The sequence below is a fragment of the Streptomyces sp. MST-110588 genome, from assembly GCF_022695595.1.
GTDB lineage: Bacteria > Actinomycetota > Actinomycetes > Streptomycetales > Streptomycetaceae > Streptomyces.
This window is the reverse complement of sequence record NZ_CP074380.1, coordinates 2,032,985-2,045,213: the sequence shown is the minus strand read 5'-3', so window position 1 is coordinate 2,045,213 and position 12,229 is coordinate 2,032,985. Positions and strand designations below refer to the sequence as shown.

Here is a 12,229-nt window from a genome sequence, read left to right as displayed (position 1 = left end):
TGCATCAGTGGGGCGGGACCAGGTTCTTATACGGGTCCGAGCGGCGAGGCCGGGTCGGGCCCGACCTCGGGCGTTTACTCGGCAGCCGGCTCTGCCACCCGCTTCACCGGCAGGCCGGTCAGACGCGAGACCGATTCATAAACGCGGTCGTCATGCAACACGACGAGCCCCTCGCGCTCCGCGGTGGCAACCACCAGAAGATCGATCGCTCCGGCGGAACGGTGCTGTCCTGCTTCGGTGAGCTGCTGTTGGAGTTCTTGGGCTCTTTCGAATGCGTCACTGGGCATCGGTACCCAGGAGAACGTCTCCTTGAGCAGTTGGCGCTTCTCCAGCCGATCGGCCGGTGAGCGGGCGGAGTACAGGAACTCCAACTCGATGACCGGACACACGCTGATGATGCCCGTCGTGATCTGTTCGCGCCACCGCTCATGAAGCGGCTTGGTGAGGATGCGGAAGAGAGCTGAGGTGTCGATGAGGTAGAGCGAGCTGCTCACGGACGGTAGGGCTCGAAACGGCCCCCGGAACCCTCCGCTGAGGCAGAATCGACGGTGGCGGTTCATACGGGACGGAGTAGTGCGCCCGGGTCCGTGCCGCCGTGGCCGAATCGCCGGCTCAGTACTGCGCCGTTTCTCCTCAGCACCCCGAAGGTCCCATGCCGCTCACCCTCGCCGCCCTGGTCAACCACACCGCGCTCAAGCTGACCGTGCTCGCGGGTGAGGGGCGGCTGGAGGTGCCCGTGCGCTGGGCGCACGCCAGCGAGCTGATCGACCCGGTGCCGTACATGGAAGGCGGCGAGCTGCTGCTGATCACCGCGCTCAAGCTGGAGGCGGAGGATCCGGAGGCGGCCCGCAGGTACGTGCGGCGGGTCGCGGAGGCAGGGGTGGTCGGCCTCGGCTTCGCGGTCGGCGTCAATTACGACGAGGTGCCCCGGGCGCTGATCGAGGCGGCGCGGGAAGCGGGGCTGCCGCTGCTGGGCGTACCGCGCCGTACGCCGTTCATCGCCATCAGCAAGGCCGTCTCGGCCGCCGTCGCCGCCGACCAGTACCGCGCGGTGACCGCCGGGTTCGAGGCGCAGCGCGAGCTGACGCGGGCGGCGCTGGGCGCCGAGGGACCCGCCGAGCTGCTGGCCCGGCTCGCCGCCCACCTCGACGGCTGGGCCGCGCTGTACGACGCGACCGGGACGGTGCTGGCCGCCGCCCCGGACTGGGCCGCCCGCCGCGCCGCCCGGCTCACCGCCGACGTGGCGCGGCTGCGCGAGCGCCCGGCGCCGGCCAGCTCCGTGGTCAGCGACGCCGAGGGCGGCGACCGGGTCGAGCTCCAGTCACTGGGCACCGGCCGCCGGGCGCGCGGGGTCCTCGCCGTCGGCACCGGCGCGCCGCTGGGCACGGCCGGGCGGTACGCCGTGCACTCCGCCGTCGCCCTGCTCACCCTGACCACCGAGCGGTCCCGGGCCCTGCAGGAGGCCGAGCAGCGGCTGGGCGCCGCGGTGCTGCGGATGCTGCTGGCCGGTGAGCCGGACCACGCGCGGGCGGTGGCGGGCCGGCTGTACGGCGGGCTGCTGGACGCGCCGTTCCGGATCGTGGTGGCCGAGGCGGCGCCGACTGCCGACGCCGAGCAGCCGTCCGGCGGGGTCGGTGGGGCCGGCGCGTCGGGTGGGACCGGCGGGCTCGTGGCGGCGCTGGACGCGCTGGCCGAGGTGATGGAGGCCGCGGCGGCCCGTACGGGCGAGGCGGTGCTCGCCGTGCCGGACGGCGGCCGGCTGATCGTCGTGGCGCCGGACGGCGGAGCGGCGGTGGACGCCTGCACGGAGTACGCCGCGGCGTTGGATGTCCGAAAGGTCGGGAACGCTCGTAATATTCGGGATGCCAGGGACGTTCGGGATGCTCGGGATGGGGTGCGGTCCGGGACGGGGAGCGGGATGCGGACCGGGGCGGGACACGGGGCGGCCGGGGAGCGAGGAACGTATGAGCGGGACGGCGCGAGCCTGACGGTCGGGGTGTCCGCGCCGTCGGGGCCGATGGCCGCCGCCAACGCCCACCGCCAGGCCGAGCAGGCACTCTCCGTCGCCCGCCGCCGGGGCCGGACGCTGGTGGAGCACGAGGACGTGGCGGCCGGATCGGTGCTGCCGCTGCTGGCCGACGAGGCCGTACGGGCCTTCGCCGACGGCATGCTGCGGGCGCTGCGTGAGCACGACGCCACCGGCCGCGGCGACCTCGTGGCCTCCCTGCGCGCCTGGCTCTCCCGGCACGGGCAGTGGGACGCCGCCGCCGCCGACCTGGGAGTGCACCGCCATACGCTGCGCTACCGGATGCGCCGGGTGGAGGAGATCCTCGGGCGTTCCCTCGACGACCCGGACGTCCGGATGGAGCTGTGGCTCGCCCTGAAGGCGACCGCGGGCCCGGCGGGGGAGTGAGCCCCGGACCCGTACAGGAAAGGGGCCCGCACAACGAAGGGGCCCGCACAACGAAGGGGCCCATACAGCGAAGAGGCCCGTACAGGAAAGGTCCGTGCGGTGACGGGCGTGGAGGCCGGTGTGGCGCCGACTGCCTCCGCCGCCGCACCGGACCTGCCCGGCCGTACGCGCCAAAGCGGCGGGGGAGCGGGGGAAAGTGTGCCGCCCCGGACAAAGGGCGTGGCGGGGATGCGGCTCTACGGTGGGGGAGTCTCGAACGCCGCTGCGAAGCGGCACCGCGCCGGCCGAGTGGAGCAGCGCACCGCCCCCGTGGTGCGCCGCCCGCCGGGCTGCGCGACACCGCACGTACCCCACCATTTCGGAAGGGCCGGGATCCACTGTGCCAACCCCCAGCGCTGCTGCCCCCACCGCCTTCTGGCTGGCCGGCCGCCAGGCCGCCGGCGAGGAGACCTTCGACGTCACCTCCCCCTGGGACGGCCGGCTCGTCGGCACGGTGAGCGTCCCCACCGAGGCCCAGGTCGAGGAGGCCGTCGCCGCCTCCGTCGCCGTACAGGCCGAGCTGGCCGCCACCCCCGCCCACGTACGGGCCGCCGCCCTGGACCATGTGCAGCGGCGGCTGGCGGAGCGTACGGAGGAGATCGCCCGGCTGATCTCCGCGGAGAACGGCAAGCCCATGAAGTGGGCGCGCGGCGAGGTCGGCCGTGCGGTGTCGGTGTTCCGCTTCGCGGCCGAGGAGGCCCGCCGCTTCAACGGCGGCCAGGCGCAGCGCCTGGACACCGACGCGGGCGGCACCGGCCGGCTCGCGCTGACCCGCCGCTTCCCGCGCGGCACGGTCCTGGGCATCGCGCCCTTCAACTTCCCGCTCAACCTGTGCGCCCACAAGGTCGCCCCGGCGATCGCGGCGGGCGCCCCGATCATCCTCAAGCCGGCCCGGCCACCCCGCTCTCCGGGCTGATCCTGGGCGAACTGCTGGCCGAGACCGATCTGCCCGCCGGTTCGTGGTCGGTCCTCCCGGTGCCCAACGACCGGATGCCGGCGCTCGTCCAGGACGAGCGGCTGCCGGTGGTCTCCTTCACCGGTTCCGAGAAGGTCGGCTACGCGATCATGGAGTCGGTGCCGCGCAAGCACTGCACGCTGGAGCTCGGCGGCAACGGCGCGGCCGTGGTCCTGGCGGACTACTCCAGCGAGGCGGACCTGGACTGGGCGGCGTCCCGTATCGCCACCTTCTCCAACTACCAGGGCGGCCAGTCCTGCATCTCGGTGCAGCGGGTGATCGCCGACGCGTCCGTGTACGACCGGCTGCTGCCGAAGATCGTCGCGGCGGTCGAGGCGCAGGTCACCGGCGACCCGTCCGACGAGGCGACCGAGGTCGGCCCGCTGGTGAGCGAGGAGGCCGCGTGCCGCGTCGAGGCGTGGGTGGAGGAGGCCGTACGGGCGGGCGCGCAGCTCCTGACGGGCGGCAAGCGCGAGGGCGCCTCGTACGCCCCGACCGTGCTGGCGCAGGTGCCCGCCGGGGTGACCCTGGCCCGTGAGGAGGTCTTCGGCCCGGTGCTCACGGTGACGAGGACCGAGGGCGAGGCCGCCGCGTTCGCCGCCGTCAACGACTCCAAGTACGGCCTCCAGGCGGGCGTCTTCACCCACGACCTCCAGACCGCCTTCCGCGCCCACCGCGCGCTGGAGGTCGGCGGCGTGATCATCGGCGACGTACCGTCCTACCGCGCCGACCAGATGCCCTACGGCGGCGCGAAGCTGTCCGGCGTCGGGCGCGAGGGCGTCCGCTTCGCGATGGAGGACTACACGTACGAGCGGGTGATGGTCATGACGGGACTGGACCTGTAGGGGGACTGGACCCGTACTGGACCTGTAGGGACAGCCGTTATGTGAAGGCGTCGAGCCCTCATGCGCGGGCCCCGCTTCCCGCCCGCGTCGGCGGAGGCGGGGCTCATGCGTGTACGGGGCCCACGCGTGTGCGGGGCCCGCGGTCACAGCCGCATCAGCCCCGCCGCGGTCGTCCCGAAGCCGCACCGCGCGTAGAACCCCGTCAGGTGTTCCTCGTAGTCCACGTGCAGCCAGGTGGCCCCCCGCCCGCGCGCGGCCTCGGCCGCCGCCCGTACGAGCCGTACGCCCAGCCCCCGGCGCCGCTGGTCGGGGTGGACGGTCGTGTTCAGGACGAAGGCGTGCTCCCCGCCGTCGCCGACGACGTTGACGAAGCCGGTGAGCCGGCCGTCGCGGCGCGCGGCGATCCAGGTGAGGCTGTGCGCGGCCAGGCGCCGGGCGAAGGGGGCCGGCCGGTGGCCCGGCCAGGCGGCGGCGAACAGGGCGTTGAGTTCCTCGTCGGTCAGCGCCGGAGCGACTGTCAGCACCGTGTTGTGCAAGCGCTCTCCGCCCTCGTCGTGCAAAGGCTCCCCGTTCTGCCCGGGCCCCTTGCCCTGTTCGGGCTCCGTGTTTCCCCAAGGCTGTGCGTGGTGTGTCACGGCGGTTGCCTCCGTATCGGCGGGCGGTGTACGCCCATGATCCCCGCCAGGGGCCGCCCGCGGACGGCCGCGCGGGCGGGTCCGGTGGCGCGAAGGCTGGTGCAAGTTCTGCGGATCGGGTAGAGACTCACAAGTAGCACTGACCGGTAGCCGACCGGCGGACCGGTACAGGACGACCCGACTCCGCGGCGAGGTGAGCCCTCCATGACCGCTCCGTCCACCCGCAACGTCTCCGAGCGCGAGGCCCGTCAGGTCGCCGAGGCGGCCCGTGAACAGGACTGGCGCAAGCCCAGCTTCGCCAAGGAACTGTTCCTGGGGCGCTTCCGGCTCGACCTGATCCACCCGCACCCCACCCCGGCCGCACAGGACGCCCAGCGCGGCGAGGCGTTCTTGACCAAGCTCCACGACTTCTGCGAGACGAAGATCGACGGTGCCCGCATCGAGCGCGAGTCGAGGATTCCCGACGAGACCATCGACGGCCTGAAGGAACTGGGCGCGTTCGGGATGAAGGTCGACACCAAGTACGGCGGCCTCGGCCTGACCCAGGTGTACTACAACAAGGCCCTGGCGCTCGCCGGTTCCGCCAGCCCCGCCATCGGCGCCCTGCTCTCGGCCCACCAGTCCATCGGCGTACCCCAGCCCCTGAAGCTGTTCGGCACGCAGGAGCAGAAGGACACCTTCCTGCCGCGCTGCGCCCGTACCGACATCACGGCCTTCCTGCTCACCGAGCCGGACGTCGGCTCGGACCCGGCCCGGCTGGCGACCACCGCCGTACCCGATGGGGACTCCTACATCCTGGACGGCGTCAAGCTGTGGACCACCAACGGCGTGGTGGCCGACCTCCTCGTCGTGATGGCCCGGGTCCCCAGGAGCGAGGGCCACAAGGGCGGCATCACGGCCTTCGTCGTCGAGGCGGCCTCCGAAGGCGTCACGGTGGAGAACCGCAACGCCTTCATGGGCCTGCGCGGCATCGAGAACGGCGTCACCCGCTTCCACCGGGTCCGGGTCCCGGCCGCCAACCGCATCGGCCCCGAGGGCGCCGGCCTGAAGATCGCCCTGACCACCCTGAACACCGGGCGGCTCTCGCTGCCCGCCATGTGCGTCGGCGCCGGCAAGTGGTGTCTGAAGATCGCCCGTGAGTGGTCCGCGGCCCGCGAGCAGTGGGGCAAGCCGATCGCCAAGCACGAAGCCGTGGGCGCGAAGATCTCCTTCATCGCCGCGACCACCTTCGCCCTGGAGGCCGTGGTCGACCTCGCCTCCCAGATGGCCGACGAGGACCGCAACGACATCCGCATCGAGGCCGCGCTCGCCAAGCTGTACGGGTCCGAGATGGGCTGGCTGATGGCGGACGAACTCGTACAGATCCGCGGCGGCCGGGGCTTTGAGACCGCCGAGTCGCTGGCCGCCCGCGGCGAGCGCGCGGTGCCCGCCGAGCAGATGCTGCGCGACCTGCGGATCAACCGGATCTTCGAGGGCTCCAGCGAGATCATGCACCTGCTCATCGCGCGGGAGGCCGTGGACGCCCACCTGTCGGTCGCCGGTGACCTCATAGACGCCGAGAAGTCGCTGGCCGACAAGGGCCGGGCCGCGGCCAAGGCGGGCTCCTTCTACGCCCGCTGGCTGCCCAAGCTCGTCGCGGGGCCGGGGCAGCTCCCCCGTACGTACGCGGAGTTCGGTGACCTGGCGCCCCACCTGCGGTACGTCGAACGGGCCGCCCGCAAGCTCGCCCGCTCCACCTTCTACGGCATGTCCCGCTGGCAGGGCCGGATGGAGACCAAGCAGGGCTTCCTGGGCCGGGTCGTGGACATCGGCGCGGAGCTGTTCGCGATGAGCGCGGCGTGCGTACGGGCCGAGCACCTGCGGGCCACCGACGACCACGGACGCGAGGCGCACCAGCTCGCCGACGTCTTCTGCCGGCAGGCCCGCATCCGGACCGAGGAACTCTTCACGCGGCTGTGGACCAACACCGACGACCTGGACCGCAAGGTCGTCTCCGGGGTGCTCAGCGGTACGTACGCCTGGCTGGAGCAGGGCGTGGTGGACCCCAGCGGCGACGGCCCGTGGATCGCCGACGCCACGCCGGGCCCGGCCCGCAAAGAGAACGTCCACCGCCCGATCCGCTGACCGGAGAGGACCGGAGAGGACCGGAGCCGGCCGGATCCGACCGGATTCGAGCGAGGGTGACCGAGCCTGCCGGATGCGCGGCCGAGCCGGGCCGGCCGGATGCGCGGCGGATCCGTCACGGGCGGCCCACGTGGACGCGGGCCCTCCGTGACGGCCGCGGGCGCCCGGCAGCAGGCGCCCCCGCGCGGGCGGCGGCGCACGGCGGGCGGCGCACGGCGCGCGCCGCGCTCACCGGACGCACTGTCCGGCAGACCGGCCGGACCGGCCACAATGGTCCCCATGACGGACCTCCTCGCTGACCCGCATCTGCGCTTCACGCCGGCCGCCGCCGCGGACGACGGACCGCGCGACATCGTGATCCTGGGCTCGACCGGATCCATCGGCACCCAGGCGATCGACCTCGTGCTGCGCAACCCCGACCGCTTCCGCGTGACCGCGCTGTCCGCGGCGGGCGGCCGGGTGGACCTGCTCGCCGAGCAGGCGCACCGGCTGCGGGCCGGTACGGTCGCGGTGGCCCGCGAGGACGCCGTACCGGCGCTGCGCGAGGCACTGGCCGCGCGGTACGGCGCGGCCGAGCGGCTGCCGGAGGTCCTGGCCGGGCCGCAGGCCGCCACCGACCTGGCGGCCTCCCCCTGCCACACCGTCCTGAACGGCATCACCGGCTCCATCGGCCTCGCGCCCACCCTCGCCGCCCTCGAAGCGGGCCGGGTGCTGGCCCTGGCCAACAAGGAGTCCCTGATCGTCGGCGGCCCCCTGGTCAAGGCCCTCGCGGCGCCCGGCCAGATCATCCCCGTCGACTCCGAGCACTCCGCGCTCTTCCAGGCGATGCTGGGCGGTGCCCGCGGCGAGATCCGCAAGCTGGTCGTCACCGCCTCCGGCGGCCCCTTCCGCGGCCGTACGAAGCGGGAGCTGGCCGGTGTCACACCCGAGCAGGCGCTGGCGCACCCCACCTGGGCGATGGGCCCCGTCATCACCATCAACTCCGCCACCCTGGTCAACAAGGGGCTGGAGGTCATCGAGGCGCACCTGCTCTACGACGTGCCCTTCGAGCGCATCGAGGTCGTCGTCCATCCGCAGTCCTACGTCCACTCGATGGTGGAGTTCACCGACGGCTCGACGCTGGCGCAGGCCAGCCCGCCGGACATGCGGATGCCGATCGCGCTGGGCCTGGGCTGGCCCGGGCGGGTGCCGGACGCGGCGCCCGGCGTGGACTGGACCAAAGCCCACACCTGGGAGTTCTTCCCGCTGGACCAGGACGCCTTCCCGTCCGTGCCGCTGGCCTGCCATGTCGGCGGCCTCGGCGGTACCGCGCCGGCCGTCTTCAACGCGGCGAACGAGGAATGCGTGGAGGCGTTCTTGCACGGCGGGCTGCCGTTCACCGGAATTGTCGATACGGTCGCCGAGGTCGTCTCGGAGGGCCTGTCGTCCGGCGCGGTGACCCCGGGCCCGGGCGCCGGTGACGGCGGTGCGCCCGGCCGGGGAACCTCCCTGACCGTCGCGGACGTCTTGCAGGCGGAGACCTGGGCGCGCACCCGCGCCCGAGAACTGGCCGCGCGTGCGGCGCGCATGACATCGGAGGCTCGCGCATGACGGCTTGGATGACCATCGTGGGCATAGTCGTCTTCGTCGTCGGCCTGCTCTTCTCGATCGCCTGGCACGAACTGGGCCATCTCTCCACGGCGAAAATGTTCGGCATCCGGGTGCCCCAGTACATGGTGGGCTTCGGGCCGACGCTCTTCTCCCGCAAGAAGGGCGACACCGAGTACGGCATCAAGGCCATCCCGCTCGGCGGCTACATCCGCATGATCGGCATGTTCCCGCCCGGTGACGACGGCAAGCTCCAGGCCCGCTCCACCTCCCCGTGGCGCGGCATGATCGAGGACGCCCGCTCGGCGGCGTTCGAGGAGCTCCAGCCCGGCGACGAGAAGCGGCTGTTCTACACGCGCAAGCCCTGGAAGCGCGTCATCGTGATGTTCGCCGGGCCGTTCATGAACCTGGTCCTGGCGGTCGTGGTCTTCATGAGCGTCCTGATGGGCTTCGGCATCAACACCCAGACCACCCGGGTCGGCTCGGTCTCGGACTGCGTGATCGCCGCGTCCGCCAAGACCGACAAGTGCCCCAAGGGCGCCAAGGACTCCCCGGCCAAGGCCGCGGGCCTCAGGCCCGGCGACAAGATCGTGACGTTCAACGGCCGGGACGTACCGGACTGGGACACCCTCCAGCGCAACATCCGGGACACCACCGGCCCCGCCACGCTCGTCGTCGAGCGCAACGGCGCGCGCAAGGAACTGCACGCCGACCTCATCGAGAACAAGGTCGCCCGGACCGACGGGCACGGCGGATACGTCAAGGGCGAGTTCGTCACGGCCGGCTTCCTCGGCTTCACCCCGGCCAGCGGCGTGGTCAAGCAGTCCTTCGGCCAGTCCGTGGACCGTATGGGCGGCATGGTCACCCAGGGTGTGGAATCCCTGGTCAACCTGCCCGGCAAGATCCCGGACCTGTGGAACGCCGCCTTCAACGGGGGCGAGCGCAAGCAGGACTCCCCGATGGGCGTGGTCGGCGCGGCCCGGGTCGGCGGCCAGGTCTTCTCCCTGGACATCCCGCCGGAGCAGCGGGTGGCGACCATGCTGTTCCTGGTCGCGGGCTTCAACCTCTCCCTCTTCCTGTTCAACATGCTGCCGCTGCTGCCCCTGGACGGCGGGCACATCGCCGGCGCCCTGTGGGAGTCGGCACGGCGGGCCTTCGCCCGGGTCTTCCGCCGCCCGGACCCCGGACCCTTCGACGTGGCCAAGCTCATGCCGGTGGCCTACGTCGTGGCCGGTATTTTCATCTGCTTCACCCTTCTGGTCCTGGTCGCCGACGTCGTCAATCCGGTCAAGCTCACCGGATAGCCGCCGTACGGGAAAGGGCCGGCCGGCCCGTGACACCGCACCGGCCGGCCCGGGACGCCGTACCGTCCGGCGTGCGCACATCACCCGTCCGGCTCTTGCGTGAAACCGGGTACGTACGGCAGTGCGTATGGGGCGCGATGTGCTCACGGCAACCTCGGTGCCGTAATCTCGAAGGTCGGAGCCCGCCGAATTCGGGGCCTTGATTCATACCTTGGGGTTGCTCGCCAGATGACTGCCATTTCACTGGGAATGCCGGACGTACCGACCAAGCTCGCCGACCGCCGCGTCAGCCGCAAGATCCAGGTCGGCCCGGTTGCCGTGGGCGGAGACGCGCCGGTGTCGGTGCAGTCGATGACGACGACGCGCACCTCGGACATCGGGGCGACGCTGCAGCAGATCGCGGAGCTGACGGCGTCGGGGTGCCAGATCGTGCGGGTGGCCTGTCCGACGCAGGACGACGCGGACGCGCTGCCGGTGATCGCGAGGAAGTCGCAGATCCCGGTGATCGCGGACATTCATTTCCAGCCGAAGTACGTCTTCGCGGCGATCGACGCGGGCTGTGCGGCGGTGCGGGTGAATCCGGGCAACATCAAGCAGTTCGACGACAAGGTCAAGGAGATCGCGCGGGCGGCTGCGGACGCGGGTACCCCGATCCGGATCGGGGTCAACGCCGGGTCCCTGGACCGCCGGCTGCTCCAGAAGTACGGCAAGGCCACCCCGGAGGCGCTGGTGGAGTCGGCGCTGTGGGAGGCGTCGCTGTTCGAGGAGCACGGGTTCCGCGACATCAAGATCTCGGTGAAGCACAACGACCCGGTGGTGATGGTCAACGCCTACCGGCAGCTTGCCGCGCAGTGCGACTATCCGCTGCATCTGGGGGTGACCGAGGCCGGGCCGGCGTTCCAGGGCACCATCAAGTCGGCGGTGGCCTTCGGGGCGCTGTTGTCGGAGGGGATCGGGGACACCATCCGGGTGTCGCTGTCGGCGCCGCCGGCGGAGGAGGTCAAGGTCGGGATCCAGATCCTGGAGTCGCTGAACCTGCGGCAGCGGCGGCTGGAGATCGTCTCGTGCCCGTCGTGCGGGCGGGCGCAGGTGGACGTGTACAAGCTGGCGGACGAGGTGACCGCGGGTCTGGAGGGCATGGAGGTGCCGCTGCGGGTCGCGGTGATGGGCTGTGTGGTCAACGGTCCCGGTGAGGCCCGGGAGGCGGACCTGGGGGTGGCCTCGGGCAACGGCAAGGGGCAGATCTTCGTCAAGGGCGAGGTCATCAAGACCGTGCCGGAGTCGAAGATCGTGGAGACCCTCATCGAGGAAGCCATGAAGATCGCCGCGCAGATGGAGAAGGACGGCATCGCCTCGGGCGAGCCCCAGATCTCCGTCGGCTAGCGGACCGGCCTCCTCCGGCCGCGGGGAGGTATGGTGCCAGGACCTGCTCCCGCCTGGCCCCCAGGCCCGTAAAGGTGAGGCTTTCCCGCACGTGCTGACGACCACGACCGTCAAGGTCCTCCAGCCCGGAGAGCTTCAGGACGCCCTGGCGGTCCTGGACCGCGACCCGGTCGCCAACGCCTTCGTCGCCGCCCGCGTCCAGGTCGCCGGGCTCGACCCCTGGCGGCTGGGCGGCGAGATGTGGGGCTGGTACGTCGGCGGCCGGCTGGAGTCCCTGTGCTACGCGGGCGCCAACCTCGTACCCGTCTGCGCCGGCCCCGAGGCCGTACGGGGCTTCGCCGAACGCGCCCGCCGCCAGGGCCGCCGCTGCTCCTCCATCGTCGGCCCGGCCGGCGCCACCTCCGCGCTGTGGGCGCTGCTGGAACCCCACTGGGGCCCCGCCCGCGAGGTGCGCGCCCACCAGCCCCTGATGGTGACCTCCACGCTCCCGGCCGACATCCCGCCGGACCCGCACGTCCGGCGGGTGCGCAAGCACGAGATGGACCTGATCATGCCGGCGTGCGTGGCCATGTTCACCGAGGAGGTCGGCATCTCCCCGCTCGCCGGGGACGGCGGCCTGCTCTACCAGGCGCGGGTGGCCGAACTGGTCGGCGCCGGGCGCTCCTTCGCCCGCGTCGAGGACGGCAAGGTGGTCTTCAAGGCCGAGATCGGCGCCGCCACCGACCGGGCCTGCCAGATCCAGGGCGTATGGGTCGCCCCCGAACACCGCGGCAAGGGCCTGTCCGAGACCGGTATGGCGGCCGTCCTGCGCTACGCGCTCCAGGACGTCGCCCCCCTCGCCAGCCTCTACGTCAACGACTACAACACCGCGGCGCGCGCCGCCTACCGCCGGGTGGGCTTCGAGGAGGTCGGCGCGTTCATGAGCGTGCTGTTCTGAACGGCGT

8 protein-coding genes and 1 pseudogene are annotated in these 12,229 nt (G+C 72.3%); 7 read left to right on the top strand and 2 right to left on the bottom strand.

The genetic code is table 11. The annotated features are described in order from the left end of the window. Nucleotides 1–74 precede the first annotated feature (74 nt). On the bottom strand, nucleotides 75–494 hold the full coding sequence (locus KGS77_RS08865) for a PIN domain nuclease (RefSeq protein ID WP_242580095.1): 420 nt from the start codon (nucleotides 492–494) through the stop codon (nucleotides 75–77). Between the two features lie 158 nt (nucleotides 495–652). On the opposite strand from KGS77_RS08865, the gene KGS77_RS08860 reads away from it, so the two are divergent. Continuing rightward, entirely contained in the window at nucleotides 653–2,413 is a 1,761-nt protein-coding gene (locus KGS77_RS08860) for a PucR family transcriptional regulator (protein ID WP_242580094.1), read from the top strand. A 379-nt stretch (nucleotides 2,414–2,792) separates the two neighbouring features. Beyond that, a pseudogene (locus KGS77_RS08855) lies at nucleotides 2,793–4,252 on the top strand (aldehyde dehydrogenase family protein). A 143-nt stretch (nucleotides 4,253–4,395) separates the two neighbouring features. On the opposite strand, the gene KGS77_RS08850 reads toward KGS77_RS08855, so the two are convergent. Then, a complete protein-coding gene (locus KGS77_RS08850; protein ID WP_242580093.1) occupies nucleotides 4,396–4,788 on the bottom strand; it encodes a GNAT family N-acetyltransferase in 393 nt (130 codons plus the stop codon). Nucleotides 4,789–5,091: 303 nt separating this feature from the next. On the opposite strand from KGS77_RS08850, the gene KGS77_RS08845 reads away from it, so the two are divergent. From KGS77_RS08845 to KGS77_RS08825, 5 genes are all read left to right on the top strand, one after another. Continuing rightward, on the top strand, nucleotides 5,092–7,011 hold the full coding sequence (locus tag KGS77_RS08845) for an acyl-CoA dehydrogenase family protein (protein ID WP_242580091.1): 1,920 nt from the start codon (nucleotides 5,092–5,094) through the stop codon (nucleotides 7,009–7,011). Nucleotides 7,012–7,290: 279 nt separating this feature from the next. Next, nucleotides 7,291–8,601, top strand: coding sequence for a 1-deoxy-D-xylulose-5-phosphate reductoisomerase (gene dxr, locus KGS77_RS08840; RefSeq protein WP_242580088.1), 1,311 nt, complete (start codon nucleotides 7,291–7,293; stop codon nucleotides 8,599–8,601). Continuing rightward, entirely contained in the window at nucleotides 8,598–9,902 is a 1,305-nt protein-coding gene (locus tag KGS77_RS08835; protein ID WP_242580086.1) for a site-2 protease family protein, read from the top strand. Before dxr ends, KGS77_RS08835 begins: the two co-directional genes overlap by 4 nt. Nucleotides 9,903–10,130: 228 nt before the next feature. Beyond that, nucleotides 10,131–11,285 carry a flavodoxin-dependent (E)-4-hydroxy-3-methylbut-2-enyl-diphosphate synthase gene (ispG, locus tag KGS77_RS08830; RefSeq protein WP_242580084.1) on the top strand — a complete coding sequence of 385 codons (1,155 nt, stop codon included), beginning with the start codon at nucleotides 10,131–10,133 and terminating at the stop codon, nucleotides 11,283–11,285. A 91-nt stretch (nucleotides 11,286–11,376) separates the two neighbouring features. Beyond that, nucleotides 11,377–12,222: a GNAT family N-acetyltransferase gene (locus KGS77_RS08825; RefSeq protein WP_242580082.1), complete on the top strand. Its 846-nt coding sequence runs from the start codon at nucleotides 11,377–11,379 to the stop codon at nucleotides 12,220–12,222. Nucleotides 12,223–12,229: the final 7 nt, after the last annotated feature.